The organism is Proteus sp. G2675 (assembly GCF_963886535.1).
GTDB lineage: Bacteria > Pseudomonadota > Gammaproteobacteria > Enterobacterales > Enterobacteriaceae > Proteus > Proteus mirabilis.
This window is the reverse complement of record NZ_CAWPCB010000028.1, coordinates 39856-57224: the sequence shown is the minus strand read 5'-3', so window position 1 is coordinate 57224 and position 17369 is coordinate 39856. Positions and strand designations below refer to the sequence as shown.

Sequence of the window (17369 nt, the reverse complement as noted above, 5' to 3'; positions counted from 1 at the left end):
AGGTAAAGGCGACTGTTCTTTCTTTTATTTAAATGACTGATAAAAACCAATTGACGAATATTCTGACATTGTATTTATAGCTTATGCTCATTCAACATATATTTAAAAATATCAAGCATGACTGGCAATTTAATATAGCCTTCTTTATCAAGAAAATGACCCGCATCTTCTTCAATAACAATTTGAGTTTGTAATTGACTAGCTAATTTTTTGGATGAATCAGGACTCACAATCCAATCATTGGATGATATTAATGACACCCTTTTATCCGATATTTTAATTAACTTACTATAATTCAGATTATTATAAATATGAGAGTTCAACTCAGGTAAAGTTTTTTGTTCACTATTAAAACCAGCGACTAAAATATACCCGCCTATTGTTATATCTTCACAAGCCTGTTCAGAAAGAAAACGTAATAAAGTTATACATCCCAGACTATGCCCAACAAGAATAGTATCTTTATCAAGTATTATGTTTTCATCGGCAAGTTTTTGTTGCCACTCATTAGGGTTAGGATGATTAGGCTCAGGCATCATAGGTATACTGACATCATATCCTAATGATCCAAGCTCTTCTTTCAACCATGGAAACCAATTATCCTTGGGAGATGCAGTATAGCCATGAACAATAACAACTCTTTTGCCTTTCACTCATCCTCCTATATAGATACACATTATCAAAATAATAAGTTTAATACCTGTATACCCTAGGTATTGATAAAATTTAGTATGGTAAGTAATAAGTCACCCACGATTTAGAAATAATAAGATAATCACGGACACAACACAAGCAAGTACTGTTTTTATAACCAGTTATTTTGTATTCTTATTAAACATAGCTTCTGTACTACTCTCTTCACTGAGGACAAGGTTTTACGATACACCTGATAAAACACCGCATGAAATAGTTTGGTCTGCAAGATAAGCGTCGGCCAAGGTCCGGGGTTCCCCTGTTCACTATCTTTTACTTTGATATATTGTAAATAGATGGCTCAACCAAAATAAAACTATCATCCGGCTCACACTTTACAGACTTACGCATTTACAAATCTAAAAAATCGATGAAAATGTCCTAGTGTAAACAACCTTTAATTCCTACCTGAGGCTTTGATGCTGGAAAATGTAATCATCTAATAACCACTATTTCGACCTTTTAGGGCGAATAGCTGGTTTCAATGCGCTGTATTCTCATGCAAGCACCACAATATGTTTGCTTATATTGCATATGATGATTAAACAGGTTTTCTAGTATGGATCCATCACATCAAAAATACTATTCTTTACTTATTTCTACCCAATTTACGTTTATTGGCGCTATAGCTAGTTATATCACTCTTATTAAAGATTATTGCCAAAATCTAGATGTTCTAACGTATAAGCTTACCTTTCTAAAAAAATTAAAAAGCAAATTAAATCAGTTAGATAGTAATATTACATCAATAATATTACTAGGTTTAATAATGTTCACACTCTCTTTTATAACAATTAAAGGAAATTAAAATGGATATTCCTCGTATTTTCACTATTAGCGAAAGTGAGCATCGTATTCATAACCCTTTCACACCAGAGAAATATGCCACCTTAGGTCGAGTATTACGAATGAAAGAAAACTGGCAAATTCTTGATCTCGGAAGTGGCTCTGGTGAAATGCTATGTACTTGGGCTCACGATTACAATATTACAGGTATTGGCATCGATATAAGCCCGCTGTTTACTTTACAAGCAAAATCTAGAGCAGAAGAGTTAGGCGTCAGCCATCGAGTACATTTTATCCATCATGATGCCTCAGATTATATTAGTGATAAAAAATGTGATATAGCAGCATGCATAGGAGCAACTTGGATTGCTGGTGGTGTAATTGAAACTATCGAGCTACTAGCAAAAAGTATTAAAACAGGTGGGCTTATTCTTATCGGAGAACCATATTGGCGGCAAATTCCAACAACACAAGAGATAGCACAAGCTTGTGGTGCTTCATCCATATCAGATTTTTTAACTTTATCTGAGCTTGTTGTCTCTTTCGACAATCAAGGATACGATCTAGTCGAAATGGTACTGGCAGATCAAGAGGGTTGGGATAGATATGAAGCTGCTAAATGGATGACTATGCGCCGTTGGCTTGACAAAAATAGTGCCGATAATTTTGCTCAAGAAATTCGAACAGAATTGACTATAGCCCCTAAACGTCATGTTAGTTTTACACGAGAATACTTAGGCTGGGGGGTATTTGCATTAATTGCTCGATAAAATAACACTAAAGGTATAGTCTAAACGGACTATACCTTTTAAATTATTATATTTATATAATATCCACAGATAAATATATAAATTCATCCAAGATGGATAACCTTATATAAGACTACCCATCTTATAAATACTTCGAAAATATATATTATTTAATATAGTGATTTTTATTATTAAAAATTCATTAGCTTTTTAAAATAATAACCTTTTTTAGTTTTAGGAAATTTTCTGCCGTAGTATATTTTTCTTTCGTGTTCACGGCCTGCGTATTGATCATTCCCATAAAATTGTCCATATAAAGCAGTTTTAGGACATATATCGTTAGAAAAAAACTTATCACTATTATCCATTATAATTTTCCTCAATTATTTTAGAGTAAATGGGTTCCTCTTAGATTTGTTAAAAATAAATTTTTTATTTCTTTGCTATTTTTTTAATAGCTGCTAACTACCATACTACTTATATAAAAAATTTCAAATGAAGTATGGTTAAAATATAAATTATACAAAATATAATACTTCTATATTTACGGAGTAATTTTTAATATTAATTATTGAGACTTATAGCACTAAATAGAATATTTGCAGAAGTTAGTTCTGATAAAAAATTTATCTCAAGTACTTTATCCTTATTTTTTAGTCTGTTGACGGGAAAAAAACAAGAAAAATTGCAATAAAAACGCTCCATACAGCTCACATTTAATAAGTGAGGGTATTAATAGCCATCAAATGATATTAATTATCATTTGCATTTAGTCAATATCCCTACTATTGTTATCTCTTCTACTACTAAGGAGAAATATCATGGTTAAACCAACAATGTCATTACGCTCTCAACATGTTAAGAATTTAGCAAAAAAGATAAAAAAAATGCGTGCCATAGAAAAGGCGATTAATTGTAATAAAGAAGCAGATCTACTTGTTATTATTAATAAAAATCCAACACTTGTTTTTATAAAATAGCTAAGCACTTGGTTTTTTATATCAAAAAATAGTAGTCACAATTTCAGTGGGGTTGACAACTCAAATGATAATGATTATCTTTTAACTCGTGAATAGTTGAGTGCGTTACTCGGTCTTTCACAACGACATTGCTCACATTGCTTCTAGTATTTATTGACCAACTCTCCTAGCGTTGGTCTTTTTTTTATTTTTGCATTTCAATAAACATAAAACCTTCCCTGTTAGTAGGAAGGTTTTATAGTTTTGAAGCAGATATAACATGACATTAAAATGAGGCTATGTTTTACCTTAATCAAAAACATTATTAATAACAGAGGCAATAATTGATGTGGTTATTGCGATTAACACCAAATCATTACCCACTATCTGCCATTCATATCCATCGTAATGCGGTAACTGACTTAGCATAATGCTGGGTACGGCTTTTTTCGCAATACCTAGAGGTAATGGCTTACCTCTTGTTAAATTCTTTGCTATTCCCGGAGGAAGGCCTTTATATCCAGTTAGATTGTTCTTTATTGCTAATGCTCTTGCATCATCATAAGTGATTGAGACAGAGAGCCCTCCTCGACTATCAATACGCAGTTGTGAAGAAAATCCATCTTGTTGGTTTACGTTCTGATGTCCTTTATTAAAACCGTTGTTACCTCTTTGATTTTGATGACTATGAGGATTACCGTTACCGTTTCCATTACCTTTACCCTTTCCGGGATCGGCGAAGGAATTCAAAGAAACCATAAAGGTCAAAGTAGCTATTAAGCCATGCTTTAATAAAGTGGGTGTTTTCATGTGAGTTATTCCTTAAAAGGACACCTTACAACGTTATAATTCCACACATAAAAATACAACTGCCAATATTCTGATTAACTTTAGAAAGGCGAAATAAATGAGGCTATAAAAAATTAGCTTTAAATACAGCCTCTTATTATTTAATGCTATTTTTTATACGCTTCAAAAGTCATAATTTCTGTCGTATTACTGGGGGTTTGCAGATACTGGTAATCGGCTGATATTGTGATCTGTTTAAAACCAATCAAGCGTAGTATTTGTTCAAATTCAGACACACCAAACCATTTTAAGCTGAAAACTTCCCATTCACTTTCAATGATCTTGCCATCTCGCCATTTATCATAACGATGGTGTGAAGTAGTTAACTGATTTATATAATCAATTTCAGCATTAATTATCTGTAAGGTAATTAGATCGCCTTCTGGTGTATTAAATTGGCGACTAGTACATTCACCTTTAACAAAATGATGGGCAAGACTAATATCAACCAATAAGCGCCCACCAAACTCAAGCGCTTGATAACACTGTTTTAAGGCTTGGATCGCCTGCTGTTGGGTATTTAATAAGAGGAATGTCCCTGTAGGAATAATAATAGCCTCGACAGGGGTATTGACTTCAAAAGTGACTAAATTATTTTGAGTTACGTAGTTGGTTGTAAACCCATGCTCGATTAGATTTTTCTTACAAAATTCAAGCATCTCTTCGGAAAGATCAAATCCCTCAATATTAAAACCTGATTGCAATAAAGGAATAAGGATGCGTCCTGTTCCTACTGCCGGCTCTAAAATTTTACCTTTAACATCTTTTAATCGCTGTTGATAGTATTCAACATCGCCGAAACTGCATCCTATCGGTTTATCCAATTGATAAACTTGAGCCGATAGAGAGTGATAACTCTGCATAATATCCCTTAGTCTGTACCAATTTTTATGTATCTTATTAAAAAGAAAAAATTATACAAGGCACCAAGGCATCTAGAGTAGGCCTTTACATTACCCTCACACTACTTATCCCCTTATAAAATTTAAGGTTGACAACCTAGTTGAGAATGATTATCTTTTAACTCGTGAATAGTTGAGTGTTTTACTAAACTATTTGCAACGACATTGCTCACATTGCTTCCAGTATTTACTGTGACCAACACTTAATGTGTTGGTCTTTTTTTATTAATAAAAACTGGCTTCACCTTTGGGTCTGGTCTTAAAACGTCTATGAGCCCATAAGTATTGCTCTGGCGCTCGCATAATCTCAATTTCAATCAGATGATTCATTCTATCTGTATCATTTTGAATATTTTCTGTTGGATAATTATGAAGCTCTTTACCTATAATTAAGCTATATTTTTTATCATCATGACCATGGTTACGTACCAATGTTACCGTTAAAGAAGGAGCTCCTGATAACTTTGCTAATATAACAGCACCTTTTGAAGTAGACGTTTCCTTAACCGAAAAAAATGGTGAAAAGGTGGTTCCTTTTAAACCAAAATCTTGATCTGGTGCAAACCAAATGGCCTTCCCTTTTTTTAATTCAGTGACCATAAACTTTAAATTACGTCTATCAATCATACCTTTATTAGAACGGCATCTTGCCCTAGTTTGAATAAACTCCATCGCTTTATTATTATGAGGCCGATACATTGCGTTTACAGGGAAGCACAACCCCATAATACGCCCTCCAAGCTCCAACGACATGGAGTGAATACCAATCAACAAAATACCGGTATGCTTTCGATTAGCCTCAGTAAAATTTGTTATTCCATCGACTTGATAGATATTTTTCAGTCTGTTATCGCTCCAAAACCATGCCATGCCAGTTTCGAATAGAGCGATACCTAATGCTGATAAATTTTCCATAACTAGCTTATCGATATCTTTTTTACTTTTATTCGGAAAACATAACTCTAAATTTTTCTTTATTATCGAAACTCTTCTTTTAATAAAAAAACGCGATAGTAATCCTAAATGTTTTCCTAAGAATAAAAGCCACGTGTAAGGTAATTGTACTAATAAAAAAAGAATAAATACGCCTAGCCAAGTAAGAAAATATTTAGGGTGTAACAGATGTAGTGAAAAAGAATTTTTAGCGTACACAAGATTTGCCCTTTCGTCACTTAAAAGACTTCTTTTAAGCTTAAGTTAATTTAGACAACAGTTATTTAAGATAGTTTATTTAAGATAAGTTACTTAGTGAATACCACTTAATAAAATTTATCATTTATCTTATATAAGTTTATTTTAAACGGCTTTTTCCTATTCTTTTCTTAAAGAAAAACTACCAGTCATAGCTTTATTTTCTGATTGCTTTTATTCTAATCTTTTTGGAAAAATATGTAATAGCAAAGTAAGTAAAATTATTTTTATTTTCTTTTTTTATGTATGGTGAATATTTACCAAACTTTAATAATATCAGTTAGAATAAAATTTATTTTTATTAGCAAATAATAGATATAAAAAAACCTCACATCAGTGAGGTTTTTCAGTTATTTCGTCTAGTAAGATACACTTATATAAGTATCTTTAAGTCTTAGACGCAATAATCCATAATTATTACAGACCGATAACATTAGCAGCTGCTGGACCTTTTGCACCATTTTCAATAGAAAATGATACTTCTTGGCCTTCTTTCAGTGATTTAAAGCTATCGCTTTGAATTGCTGAAAAGTGAACAAATACATCTTTGCTACCATCTTTAGGTGTGATAAAGCCAAAGCCTTTATCGTCGTTAAACCATTTTACTGTACCAGTCATTGTATTAGACATAGAATTTCCTTTAATAAATTTAGTTATGCCATAAGGCTAATTGCGGTTTGATTTCGGATTTTTACTTATGGGTACTATTTGAAGGAATTCGCAACGAAGAGGTATCAAGGATAGCGCTAAACGGTGAACTACTAAAAACTGGACTAACATAAATAGGTCTGTACTTCCAAACCAATGACGCTATTAAGTCATAGAATTTATTTTATAGCAAACTATTTTCACTTTTATTTTTTATAGAAGTGTAAATTTATTTTTTATTTGATTTATTTACCATGAAATTGTTAACTTTTACAAATAGATAGCTATTTATTGGGAATAAACCTACTAAAAGTAGATACTGATAATTTTACAAAACAATCAATATCTACTGATATATTTATACCATCTACTGTTTTTATTGCTTATTTGCTCAGATTAACTAATAAGATTAGTTAAAATCTGTGATGTTTTAGTCCACAACAAAGAGCCACCTTCATTATCATAGACATAACGTTGTGCATGGGGAAAACGTTGAGACAATAACTTGCCAAAATCAGGCGAGTGAACAGTACTCGTATCCTTTAGTCCATACCATAATGTTGTAGGTGTGCTAATCATTTCTGGAGTAAATCCCCAAGGTTGCATCGTGATTAATAAATCTTGAGCATAGCCCTTATTTCCATATTTAAATGCTTCTTTCATACAAGCTTGATAAACCGGAAAAAATTTATTTTCTTGATAAAGAGCCAAATCAACATCAGCACTATAATTCAAAATAAAATCCATTAACCAGTCAGCGGTGATATTTTCAATGATCCAGATCTTTAATCCATCAGGATCGAATAATGCCTGTTGTTGCATATTAACCACATCACTGGACAACAGTTTTTTTATTTCAGGATAATCTAGTTGATCTTGACCAGCAACAATTGCCAGCTTATCCACTTTACCATAGTAACAAATGGCCATCGCAAAAACAGCACCTTGAGAGAATCCTATCACACTGATATTCTTAATATTAAGATATGCTAATAAGAATAATACATCGCTAGAAAACGATTTTAATGTCTTTTTAGGATCAAAGGTTGATTCACCTAAACCAGGACGAGTCGGTGTAATAAGTCGAATATTTAACTTAGTTAACAGCTCAGCATCCATACTTAATAGCCCACTCATCCCTGCACCTGTGCAGAATAATACCGGTTGACCATCTGATGGGCCAGATTCATACCAAGTTAACGTTCGATTATCTGGTAATAACAATGCATGTTTTTCGGCACTTGTAACTTTCATTAGACTGTATCCAAAATTAATTTATAGATAGAATACCGGTCATTAAAAAAATGATAGATATAATAAGTATTTTTCAGTTTCTTATTAAAACTGATATTAAAATTAATATTGAAACTAGCTAAGGATAAGATTTCATTTTAACTCTCAGTATGCATTGATTTATACAGTTATATTTTATCTGAGATAAAATAATCAATATTTAGATATCCTAACAAACTGCCGATAAAAAATATATAACTACTTAAAAATAAAGGCGAGTCTAGCTCGCCTTTATCTCAATAAATAATCATTAAATTATTTTACTATTTTACAAGTACGCCCTGTATCTTCAGCAATACGATCATTGACTATTTCATCTTCTGACATCGTCGCTAAATTGAACTCTTCACTACCTTTACCCCACAGTTGGAAACTTTCTCCAACATAACGCGCACCACTTGCAGCGACTGCGGATTTTAACACGATTAATTCATCATTATAATCCATTACGGCCAAATCATCATTAGGGAAAGAAACTCTGATTTTTTGCCCTTCACAGTCGTAAGTTTCTGTTTTAGCAGCTAATGCAGGTGTTGCAATAATTGAAGTTAATAAAGCAATTGCAGAGATAGAAAGTAATTTACGCATTTACATCTCCTAAAATAATTAAAGTAACTATGGTTAGTCCAATTAGGTTAGATAGCTTTTTTAAAATAAAAAATAAGATATCTCCGTATTTAATTATAGGGGTAATATAAAGAAATAAGCGATTTTCTAAGCAATTATTTCCCACTGTATAATAGTCTAGATTAGTTTTACTAGCTTAATTTTTAAGAATAAACCAACTCAAATACATAACTTTACATTATTGTTATTAACTTTTACCTTAATTAGAGTAACAGAATCTGCCTAATATGATATTATTGTCAAATAATAATTTGATTAATTTTCAATAGATTAATCTAATAATATCGATAAAGTGAAATAGTGGGAAGATCAATGCTTCAAGAAAATGTAGTTAAAGATATCATTGTTTGGATCGAGCAAAACTTAGATTCACGTTTATCATTAGATATTATTGCTGAAAAATCAGGCTATACCAAGTGGCACTTCCAGCGCTTATTTAAAGCATATACAGGAATATCTTTAGGCAAATATGTCCTAGCACGCCGTTTATCTTGTGGCGCTTATGCGTTGAGGATCACTCGTAGTAGCCTTTTAGATATTTCTTTAAAATACCATTTTGATTCGCAACAAACGTTTTGTCGTGCGTTTAAAAAACAATTTAATATCACTCCTTCTGAATACAGGAAAAAGCAAGGTTGGGATATTAGTGAACTTATCTTTCCAGCATTAGAAACTGTTGAACTTAAAGCAAAATATGAAGTAATGACCTTACCTTCTAAAGAGTTGATAGGTATGGCTCATCAATACAATAAAAATATTTCAGCATGGAATTATGATAAGAAAAAATTTAGAAAAGAATTTTGGAAGAAGTTTTTAAAAGAAATACATACCATCCCTACAGAAATGTATGCCACACATCGTGCTTCTGCAGGCTCGCTAGATGATACGACTTATATTTATACAACAGCAGTAAGTAAAGAACAATTAACAAGCTCTGCTAATATTTCCACTATGTCTAAAGTAGAATTACCCAATGGGAAATATTTAGTTATTACTTTTGAGATGGATAATATTTTAGATTCCCTCACCGGGTATGATGATATTATTTATACTGTATATACCAAAGTATTACCAAAGATGAATTTGCTACGTCGATCTGGTCCAGATATTGAACGCTATACCTTAAAACAATCGGTTAGCTATGATAAGTTAATCGGCCATAGTGAGCAGCATCTACAAGAAATTAGTTACTATATTCCTGTTCTTTAGTCGCTAATAGAAATAAAAAGATCTCAATCTGATTACGCATCTTGAGATCTTTTTAATATTTATAATACGTTAAAATAATTAATCTTTTTTAGATTGATTAGCAAAAAAGATCTCATCTTGTATATTTTTAGTTTTAAGAGTAAAGAGTTGATTAGTTAAGTTTTCAGTTAGTTGCTCTGCATCAGCCATTACACGTAAGTTAAATTCATTCAGCATGTTATCCGCTGCTGCTTTATTCTTTTTACTCATTGACAAATAGTTAGCCTCCATTTCTTTTTGTTCTAATGCTGTTTTAGCTTCCCATTCTTGGTATGCTTTTTTAACAATAGGAGCAAATTGAGGATAATCTGTCATTACTAATGTTTGTAACTTACGATATTTCCAATAGATAGAGTCATTATCTGCTTTATCTGTTCCAATAGCATAGTGTTGCGGATATGCTTTTAATCCACTGTAATAAGGAACAAAAGCGGTTAGATCAGCCATTCCCAAACCAACATAAGTCACTTCACCAATCTCTTGCGGTAATTCAGGCCTTACTTGCATCACATGAGATTCATAAGTACGAAACACACTTATTGGTCGCCATGGTTCATTGCCATTCAATCCATTGGTATAAGGATCATGTTCTGTACCGTCAAAATGGTTGCGTAACATCGCTTTGGCGTCTTCTACTGATACTTTTTTCTCCGGTGTCAGCATAGGTGCAAATTGACGACCATCTGCCACATTCTGTTTCAGAGAAGGGTTAAATTGTTGCTGGATAACCCAAACCCTCGGATAATTATAAGTGAGATCACGTTCATCATCACGCGTATAGGCTTTAGAAAAATTAAATTCGCCATCAGTGGCAGGATCATAAAGTCCTTTTTCTATTGCAAACTCAACTAAGTTTTTAGAACCTAAATTATCATTACTATCTGTATGGTAAGCCTGTAAACGCCCTTGATTACCCGTCGCAAAATATTTATCTTTTGGTAGTTTTTGCGCCATCCATTGATGACCTGTACCTGTTTCTAGGTACCACACCTCATTTTTATCAACGACGGCAACCCCAAACCCTTCTCCCGCACCTTGTGTTTCGATGATGTTCCCCAGTAATTCAATTGCTTCACGGGCAGTTTTTGCCCTTGAGAGTAAAATATCTGGAATATCATCTTCAGTGATCCCCGTATCTTCAACATAAGGATCGAACGCCAATGCTTTAGGTGAGGCAAAAATGGATTCTGTACCACTCACCCCAACGCCTAGCTCATTAAAACCCGTTGCACCATGCAATTGAGTTTTCCAATTAGGTACAGTGGTATAACGTAATGAGTGTTTAGGTAGTGGATAAGTAAAGTTATTAGCGCCATGATGGGCTTGAGTGCTATAAATACCAGTCTGATTATTTTTGGCTGGATGAATAACAAAATGTTGTGCTTTTAAAGCATCACTATCTGCGCTACGAGCTACAATCAAAGAGCCATCATTAGTTGCTTCACTCCCTGCTAATAACGTTGTGCAGGCCAGAGCCGAAGAAACTAATGCGATATTAATTGACAAAGCGATAACAGCTTTTTTAAATAAAAACATATAATGCCTCATTTGCTTGTTATTTATAATTTATATCTCAATTAATTATCTCTATTTTAGAGTAAAAAACTTGATATTTTTTGGTCTGCAGAATATTAGCAATGAGAAACAATCAATTACCGTGATTAACATCTCAATGATTAACTATTTAAAAAATAAAAATCGCATCAGCCTAACAACCATTTTTTATAGCACATATAAAATCAAATAATATTATATGATGTAGTCAAATATTAAAAAATATCGCAAACTATGTTGGTTGAATTGTGTATTAAAATATAATCATATGATATATCGTTAATAAAAAAACGTATTTATTTACCTAAAATATAATTATAAATTTATTATTTTATTTTTAATTATGTTTATACCAAGAACTTTTTATTCCCTATAAAATGATATATTTGATTATTGCTTTTATCACAAAAGTCTTTTGCTTTATAGCTTGTTTTTAGAACAATAAAAAAGACTATACTGTCCACCATGACGATGAGACACCCAATAAGGTGTCACAAATATCAACTTAATTCCCCTACTATTATTACCATTTTCAGGAGAGATGTATGAGTGTTCCCGTTTTAGGTCTTGGTACTTTTCGTTTAAAAGACGATGCGGTTATAAATTCTGTAAAAACTGCACTAGAACTAGGTTATCGTGCTATTGATACAGCACAAATTTATGAAAATGAAGCTGCTATAGGACAAGCTATTTCAGAAAGTGGTATATCTCGCGATGCGCTTTACATCACAACAAAAATTTGGGTAGAAAATTTAAGTAAAGATAAATTAATTCCTAGCTTGAAACAAAGCTTAAGTGATTTACAAACAGATTATGTTGACTTAACTCTAGTACATTGGCCATCACCAAATGATGCAGTTTCTGTTAAAGAATTTATGCAAGAGTTATTAGCTGCGAAACAGATGGGATTAACGCGAGAAATTGGTATTTCAAATTTTACCATTCCATTAATGGAACAAGCTATTGCTGCCGTTGGTGTTGAAAATATCGCAACAAACCAAATCGAATTATCACCTTATTTACAAAATCATAAAGTGGTAAATTGGGCTAAACAGCATGGCATTCATATTACATCTTATATGACTCTAGCTTACGGCAAAGCATTAAAAGATGAAACAATACAAACCATTGCTAAAAAACACAATGCAACACCAGCACAAATCATTTTAGCTTGGGCTATGAATGAAGGTTATTCTGTTATTCCATCTTCAACAAAACGTGAAAATTTAGCCAGTAATTTACTCAGCGTAAATATCAAATTGGATAGTGAAGATAAACAAGCGATTGCAAAGTTAGATTGTCATGATCGTTTAGTTAGCCCAGAAGGTTTAGCGCCTCATTGGGATTAATGATTAACCAATTTAAATCGTAATATAGGTGATATTATTTTTATCACCTATATATCTTAACCTACTTTTTTAGCAATATACTCACTCAGAGAATCAATAAATACACGGATGCGTTGGCTAACCACTTTTTCACTATAATAAACGGCATTAAAAGGCATAGCTATAGGTTGCAGCTTATCGGGGAATAATTCGATAAATCGACCATTTTCGATATCATTAACCACCATAAAATCGGAAAGGCAAGCAATACCATTACCTTCGAGACACAATTGTCTTATCGTTTCTCCACTATTCGACGATATTCCCATAGGAGCTTCTAATAATTGTCCATTATCTCGCTCAATAGGCCATGTGTTTAGTGATACTGGTTCAGTAAAAGTTAGACAAGTATGGTCAAGCAGATCTTCTGCGATTTTAGGCTGTCCATAACGGGCGAGATAGTCCGGGGTCGCAACGATTTTCCGATAACTATTCAATAGTGGTTTTGCCCGTAAACTGGAATCCGTTAAATTACCGACTCTAATCGCGATATCTACTTTACGTTCAATAAGATTGATAAATGTTTCAGATGAAACTAAAGAGAGGGTTATTTGAGGATATTTTTGCTGAAATTGTTTAATAAAAGGCACCAGTAGATGCAAAACAACCGGCGTTGCGGCATCAATACGTAATAGACCCTGTGGTGTTTTTTGTGTATTAATTAATTCATCTTCAGCTAATTTCATATCTTGCAAGATAACTTGCATACGATGAAAGTAATGCTCCCCCTCTTCCGTTAAACTCAATTGTCGCGTAGTCCGATTTAATAAATTAACGCCTAGCTTTGACTCAAGTTTTTTTACTGTACGACTAACAGCAGAATTGGCTAATGCTAATTTTTCTGCAGCACGTGTAAAACTACCACTTTCAACCACTGCAATAAAAACTTGGACTTCTTCTGAGGTGGCTTTCATTATTGACCTTAGAAACGAGTGAATAATAACCTAATAACGAATCACTCTTATTATATAATATATACGCTAATTGCTTTAAAAAATTATTTCTATATTTTTATAGTTAGTTTTTCTCAAGCAATTAGCGATATATTATCTGACACTTTATTCATTATTAATAAAGCGCATAAGCTGTTGTCGAAGTTGTTTATTATCTTGCTTTAATCGTTCATTTTCATCCAACAATGTCAAGGCGATTGCAATACCATGCCAATCCAATGCTAACTCTCGATGAAGTTTTAACGCCCGATGTACAACAACAACTGCATCATCATTGAAAAACCACTCCTGTGTGGTAATTTCTACAGGCTCAATAACCCCTAATTCAACAATTTCTTGAAGTTCCTCTTTGGAAACACCAGTATGATGACAAAGCTCAGTCATAGTAAATATTGTTGTTAATTGTGCCATTATTTATTCTCCCAGTTTTTACGTGGATTATAATCGGCTTGGGCTTCGGCGAGTTGTTGCCATAATGAATGTGTTTTTTCATCCACTTTAGGTGGCATGACGACTTTCAAAATGGCATAGAGATCACCACTCTTTTGCTTGCTTACTAAGCCTTTTCCTTTAATTCTCAGGCGTTGACCTGCCTGACTAGCGGGAGGAATAGTAAGTAAAATTTTATCTTTAAGTGTAGGAATAGCAATTTTAGTACCTAATGCGGCTTCCCAAGGTGCAATAGGAACCACAATTTCAAGATCATGCCCTTTTACATCAAATAATGGATGAGGTGCAATACGGATAGTTAGCCATAAATCACCATTTTCTCCGCCATTCTCCCCAGCAGTACCTTGGCCTTTTAAACGAATACGTTGTCCATCAACAACACCGGCAGGAATTTTGACATTCAAGGTCTTAGGAATTTCTTTCTCTATCATGCCAAAGACATTATAAACCGGTAAATGATAGCTAATGGTACGCTTATGCTCTTCTTGTGCTTCTTCAAGAAAAACCGGTAATTCAATTTCTAGATCTTGTCCACGTTGTCTAGGTGCTTGACGTGAATGGCGCCCTTCAAAAGGTGAACCTTGACCAAAGAAAGAAGCATAAAGATCATCAAAATCTTCCTGACTAAAACTTTGTTGGTTTGAATGTGAATTGTTGTGCTGTGTAAATTGTTTAAATTTCGGATCATTGCGGTGAGCCCAAAGTTCGTCATATTCAGCTCTACGCTGTTCATCACCAAGAATTTCCCAAGCTTGCGCTATTTCTTTAAAACGCTCCTCAGCATCTGGCTCTTTACTTACATCTGGGTGATATTTTTTCGCTAAACGGCGATAAGCAGTTTTAATTGTTTTCATGTCATCAGTGGGTTTTACCCCCATAATGGCGTAATAATCCTTTAATTCCATAGTGATATCTCGATTATGTTAAACATTAAATACCCTACATCTATAGATTATAGGACAGAGAACGCTTTTTTGTTAACCAAAATAAGTTTCATAAATCCCTATTTAAGCTTATTAGAAAGCTAAACTTAAAAATTTTTTTATTTATTAAAATATTTTTAAATAAATAAAAACAAATAGTTAGAGCTAAATCGAATAACTAATCATCTAAATACCATTAAATTGCATTTGAAATACTTCTTTATTGGCGGTAAATTTTGGTCAACGAAGAAATAATTTATCAGGTGATTTATCTCTGTTTTTTATTTTCACTAAGATAAAAAGCAACAAAATAACTGACAATAATAAGGGAGAAGCAATGAAACGTATCATTATTCCCACAAACTATATTCATATACGAACAACGCCTTTTTGGACAAGGGAGACAGCCCCTAAATCAATCTGGGAGAGACATTTAGACAAAGGCACCCAGCAAGGGGTATACCCTAGATTATCCGTGATGCAAGGCACTATTATTTATTATGCCTATGCCGATCAATATAGCCCAAAGCCTACCGAAACCTTAGTGATTAAGGAGGGTGAGTTTGGTGTATTTCCACCAGAAACTTGGCACAGAATTGAAGCACAAACTGAAGACACCGTATTTAATATCGACTTTTATGTTGACCCCAAAATACTTGCTGAAGGTTAAAAATGACTATGGAAAATGATAATAAAGGTTATTTATTGTCACTTATTTGTGATAACAGTGATGATAAAGCAGAGAAAATCTTCCTTAATCCTAAGATACTTTATATTCCTGATGTTGCCACTAAAGAAATTTTGTTATTAACTAACGAATTAAAGAGCAAAATAGATCTCTCAGCCCAAGCGCTAACTTTAACGCTCACCAATAAAAATAATGGTGTTTCAGTGGATAAAGAATGCGAGATAAAAGATTTACTTGATCCTGATATGGCGAGTCTAATGGTTAAAGATTTAATCAATATCGTCCGTGGTTATGATATGGATGAAGAAGCCAATGTTTGTGGTTGGTAAATTAAAAATTAATCAACAAATTAAAGCAGTCACTATCACACTCTATAATGGAAATAGAGTTAATAAGCTACTAAATGATGAATACAATATCTTATTCATCATTTAGTACATTAACGATTGTTAATAATTAAATTTTTTAATCGTTAATTTAAAAATAAGCTCTAGGACTGGGGCTTATTTTGGTGTATTTAGAAAAATATCATATATAGCAAAATGATATTAACTTATTTTTATTTAACTATTACTCTCAGGCTTAAGTTTAAACATAATGGTTGTAGCCTCAAACTTACCATCAACTGCTTGAGCAAACTCAGGAATTTCACCACTAACTTGCCAACCAAGAAAGCGATATAGACTCACCGTCATACCTTTTGTAATGGTATCTAAAGTTAAAAGTGTTATCCCTCTCTCCCATGCTATTTGTTCAGCCTTTTGCATCAATTGCTGTGCTATTCCTTTATGCCTATGATCAGGGGATACTAATAGTTTGCAAATCTCCCCACGATGTTTGCCATTCGGTTTAGTGCATAATTCAAGACCAACAACACCGACTATTTGTCCGTCAATCACTGCAGTAATTAATTTAAACGTATTTGTTGATAATGAGTGATTAACACTAAGCCAATAATTTCTCATATCATCTACTTGAGTTTCTGCGTCAGTATACCCAACACTTGCCCCACCAAGGACACATCTATATAACAATTTGGTGAGTTGTTCTATTTTAATTTCACTTATTTTGTCATCATAACAATAAATCATCATATTGAGTGTTCCCAGTCGTAAATATATTCAACCATAATCTATTCGAAATATTTAGAGGTTACAATAATGCTCAATACTCTTTATACAAACAGAAATTTAAATAATTATGAATAAAACTGTTGACTAGGAAATTTGTTTTTAGTGGTTCAAAGGAAGTTAAGGAGACTTCAGGAGATGTTAGGAGACATTGAGATGGCGGAGGAGGAGAGATTCGAACTCTCGGATGGTTTCCCATCGGCGGTTTTCAAGACCGCTGCCTTCAGCCGCTCGGCCACCCCTCCGCAATGGGGAGCAATATAAACATCCACGCTTATATTGTAAAGCCCTTATTGTCTTGTTTGGCGTAATTTTAAACGCCCTTTGATTTAACAGCT

General features: G+C 33.2%; 18 protein-coding genes, 1 tRNA gene and 1 pseudogene. 6 read left to right on the top strand and 14 right to left on the bottom strand.

Annotation, left to right across the window (positions count from 1 at the left end; all coding sequences use genetic code 11):
* Positions 1–74 precede the first annotated feature (74 nt).
* Positions 75–653: an RBBP9/YdeN family alpha/beta hydrolase gene (locus tag AACQ49_RS07600; protein ID WP_004247796.1), complete on the bottom strand. Its 579-nt coding sequence runs from the start codon at positions 651–653 to the stop codon at positions 75–77.
* Between the two features lie 849 nt (positions 654–1502).
* Between AACQ49_RS07600 and AACQ49_RS07595 the strand changes: the two are divergent.
* Positions 1503–2249, top strand: a pseudogene (locus AACQ49_RS07595) (SAM-dependent methyltransferase); the annotation flags it as partial.
* Between the two features lie 170 nt (positions 2250–2419).
* Here AACQ49_RS07595 and AACQ49_RS07590 read toward each other — a convergent pair.
* Positions 2420–2596 carry a hypothetical protein gene (locus AACQ49_RS07590; RefSeq protein WP_004247793.1) on the bottom strand — a complete coding sequence of 59 codons (177 nt, stop codon included), beginning with the start codon at positions 2594–2596 and terminating at the stop codon, positions 2420–2422.
* Positions 2597–3049: 453 nt separating this feature from the next.
* On the opposite strand from AACQ49_RS07590, the gene AACQ49_RS07585 reads away from it, so the two are divergent.
* Complete coding sequence (locus AACQ49_RS07585) at positions 3050–3208, top strand: hypothetical protein (RefSeq protein ID WP_004247025.1); 159 nt, start codon at positions 3050–3052, stop codon at positions 3206–3208.
* Between the two features lie 288 nt (positions 3209–3496).
* On the opposite strand, the gene AACQ49_RS07580 is transcribed toward AACQ49_RS07585, so the two are convergent.
* The 6 genes from AACQ49_RS07580 to AACQ49_RS07555 all read right to left on the bottom strand — a co-directional run bounded on the left by AACQ49_RS07580 (position 3497) and on the right by AACQ49_RS07555 (position 8658).
* On the bottom strand, positions 3497–3997 hold the full coding sequence (locus AACQ49_RS07580; RefSeq protein WP_161778963.1) for an anti-virulence regulator CigR family protein: 501 nt from the start codon (positions 3995–3997) through the stop codon (positions 3497–3499).
* Between the two features lie 146 nt (positions 3998–4143).
* The gene (locus AACQ49_RS07575) at positions 4144–4899 is read right to left on the bottom strand and encodes a class I SAM-dependent methyltransferase (RefSeq protein WP_004247023.1); all 756 of its coding nucleotides are present in this window, start codon (positions 4897–4899) and stop codon (positions 4144–4146) included.
* A gap of 264 nt (positions 4900–5163) precedes the next feature.
* The gene (gene lpxL / locus AACQ49_RS07570) at positions 5164–6090 is read right to left on the bottom strand and encodes an LpxL/LpxP family Kdo(2)-lipid IV(A) lauroyl/palmitoleoyl acyltransferase (protein WP_017827330.1); all 927 of its coding nucleotides are present in this window, start codon (positions 6088–6090) and stop codon (positions 5164–5166) included.
* A 456-nt stretch (positions 6091–6546) separates the two neighbouring features.
* On the bottom strand, positions 6547–6759 hold the full coding sequence (gene cspE, locus AACQ49_RS07565) for a transcription antiterminator/RNA stability regulator CspE (protein ID WP_004247021.1): 213 nt from the start codon (positions 6757–6759) through the stop codon (positions 6547–6549).
* A gap of 414 nt (positions 6760–7173) precedes the next feature.
* On the bottom strand, positions 7174–8031 hold the full coding sequence (locus AACQ49_RS07560) for an alpha/beta fold hydrolase (protein WP_161778962.1): 858 nt from the start codon (positions 8029–8031) through the stop codon (positions 7174–7176).
* Positions 8032–8325: 294 nt separating this feature from the next.
* On the bottom strand, positions 8326–8658 hold the full coding sequence (locus tag AACQ49_RS07555) for an MliC family protein (RefSeq protein ID WP_004247019.1): 333 nt from the start codon (positions 8656–8658) through the stop codon (positions 8326–8328).
* A gap of 351 nt (positions 8659–9009) precedes the next feature.
* Here AACQ49_RS07555 and AACQ49_RS07550 point away from each other — a divergent pair, with 351 nt between their 5' ends.
* Positions 9010–9906: an AraC family transcriptional regulator gene (locus AACQ49_RS07550; RefSeq protein ID WP_004251900.1), complete on the top strand. Its 897-nt coding sequence runs from the start codon at positions 9010–9012 to the stop codon at positions 9904–9906.
* A 78-nt stretch (positions 9907–9984) separates the two neighbouring features.
* On the opposite strand, the gene AACQ49_RS07545 is transcribed toward AACQ49_RS07550, so the two are convergent.
* Positions 9985–11481, bottom strand: a complete 1497-nt coding sequence (locus AACQ49_RS07545; protein ID WP_004247788.1) for a C69 family dipeptidase — start codon at positions 11479–11481, stop codon at positions 9985–9987.
* 563 nt (positions 11482–12044) lie between these two features.
* Here AACQ49_RS07545 and dkgB point away from each other — a divergent pair.
* Positions 12045–12848, top strand: a complete 804-nt coding sequence (gene dkgB, locus AACQ49_RS07540) for a 2,5-didehydrogluconate reductase DkgB (RefSeq protein ID WP_004247787.1) — start codon at positions 12045–12047, stop codon at positions 12846–12848.
* A gap of 56 nt (positions 12849–12904) precedes the next feature.
* On the opposite strand, the gene yafC is transcribed toward dkgB, so the two are convergent.
* From yafC to cbpA, 3 genes are all read right to left on the bottom strand, one after another.
* Positions 12905–13801 carry a DNA-binding transcriptional regulator YafC gene (gene yafC, locus AACQ49_RS07535; RefSeq protein WP_004251908.1) on the bottom strand — a complete coding sequence of 299 codons (897 nt, stop codon included), beginning with the start codon at positions 13799–13801 and terminating at the stop codon, positions 12905–12907.
* Positions 13802–13945: 144 nt separating this feature from the next.
* Positions 13946–14251 carry a chaperone modulator CbpM gene (gene cbpM, locus AACQ49_RS07530; RefSeq protein ID WP_004247011.1) on the bottom strand — a complete coding sequence of 102 codons (306 nt, stop codon included), beginning with the start codon at positions 14249–14251 and terminating at the stop codon, positions 13946–13948.
* The gene (cbpA, locus tag AACQ49_RS07525; RefSeq protein WP_004247010.1) at positions 14251–15195 is read right to left on the bottom strand and encodes a curved DNA-binding protein; all 945 of its coding nucleotides are present in this window, start codon (positions 15193–15195) and stop codon (positions 14251–14253) included. The genes cbpM and cbpA overlap by 1 nt, the downstream gene beginning before the upstream one ends.
* Positions 15196–15550: 355 nt before the next feature.
* Between cbpA and AACQ49_RS07520 the strand changes: the two genes are divergently transcribed.
* Positions 15551–15883, top strand: a complete 333-nt coding sequence (locus tag AACQ49_RS07520) for a DUF1971 domain-containing protein (RefSeq protein WP_004247785.1) — start codon at positions 15551–15553, stop codon at positions 15881–15883.
* Positions 15884–15885: 2 nt separating this feature from the next.
* Positions 15886–16230: a DUF1869 domain-containing protein gene (locus tag AACQ49_RS07515; RefSeq protein ID WP_004251914.1), complete on the top strand. Its 345-nt coding sequence runs from the start codon at positions 15886–15888 to the stop codon at positions 16228–16230.
* 234 nt (positions 16231–16464) lie between these two features.
* Here the strand turns inward: AACQ49_RS07515 and AACQ49_RS07510 are convergent, their stop codons facing one another.
* Both AACQ49_RS07510 and AACQ49_RS07505 read right to left on the bottom strand, forming a co-directional pair.
* On the bottom strand, positions 16465–16995 hold the full coding sequence (locus AACQ49_RS07510) for a GNAT family N-acetyltransferase (protein WP_004247783.1): 531 nt from the start codon (positions 16993–16995) through the stop codon (positions 16465–16467).
* A 193-nt stretch (positions 16996–17188) separates the two neighbouring features.
* A tRNA-Ser gene (locus AACQ49_RS07505) sits at positions 17189–17276 on the bottom strand.
* Positions 17277–17369: the final 93 nt, after the last annotated feature.

What these genes read in the sequence shown, in the direction of transcription:
- cbpM (WP_004247011.1), bottom strand. Translation starts at nt 14,251, where the DNA reads ATGGCACAATTAACAACAATATTTACTATGACTGAGCTTTGTCATCAT.
- yafC (WP_004251908.1), bottom strand. Translation starts at nt 13,801, where the DNA reads ATGAAAGCCACCTCAGAAGAAGTCCAAGTTTTTATTGCAGTGGTTGAA.
- AACQ49_RS07515 (WP_004251914.1), top strand. Translation starts at nt 15,886, where the DNA reads ATGACTATGGAAAATGATAATAAAGGTTATTTATTGTCACTTATTTGT.
- AACQ49_RS07590 (WP_004247793.1), bottom strand. Translation starts at nt 2,596, where the DNA reads ATGGATAATAGTGATAAGTTTTTTTCTAACGATATATGTCCTAAAACT.
- AACQ49_RS07520 (WP_004247785.1), top strand. Translation starts at nt 15,551, where the DNA reads ATGAAACGTATCATTATTCCCACAAACTATATTCATATACGAACAACG.
- cbpA (WP_004247010.1), bottom strand. Translation starts at nt 15,195, where the DNA reads ATGGAATTAAAGGATTATTACGCCATTATGGGGGTAAAACCCACTGAT.
- AACQ49_RS07585 (WP_004247025.1), top strand. Translation starts at nt 3,050, where the DNA reads ATGGTTAAACCAACAATGTCATTACGCTCTCAACATGTTAAGAATTTA.
- AACQ49_RS07580 (WP_161778963.1), bottom strand. Translation starts at nt 3,997, where the DNA reads ATGAAAACACCCACTTTATTAAAGCATGGCTTAATAGCTACTTTGACC.
- AACQ49_RS07560 (WP_161778962.1), bottom strand. Translation starts at nt 8,031, where the DNA reads ATGAAAGTTACAAGTGCCGAAAAACATGCATTGTTATTACCAGATAAT.
- AACQ49_RS07575 (WP_004247023.1), bottom strand. Translation starts at nt 4,899, where the DNA reads ATGCAGAGTTATCACTCTCTATCGGCTCAAGTTTATCAATTGGATAAA.
- AACQ49_RS07545 (WP_004247788.1), bottom strand. Translation starts at nt 11,481, where the DNA reads ATGTTTTTATTTAAAAAAGCTGTTATCGCTTTGTCAATTAATATCGCA.
- AACQ49_RS07555 (WP_004247019.1), bottom strand. Translation starts at nt 8,658, where the DNA reads ATGCGTAAATTACTTTCTATCTCTGCAATTGCTTTATTAACTTCAATT.
- dkgB (WP_004247787.1), top strand. Translation starts at nt 12,045, where the DNA reads ATGAGTGTTCCCGTTTTAGGTCTTGGTACTTTTCGTTTAAAAGACGAT.
- AACQ49_RS07550 (WP_004251900.1), top strand. Translation starts at nt 9,010, where the DNA reads ATGCTTCAAGAAAATGTAGTTAAAGATATCATTGTTTGGATCGAGCAA.
- cspE (WP_004247021.1), bottom strand. Translation starts at nt 6,759, where the DNA reads ATGTCTAATACAATGACTGGTACAGTAAAATGGTTTAACGACGATAAA.
- AACQ49_RS07510 (WP_004247783.1), bottom strand. Translation starts at nt 16,995, where the DNA reads ATGATGATTTATTGTTATGATGACAAAATAAGTGAAATTAAAATAGAA.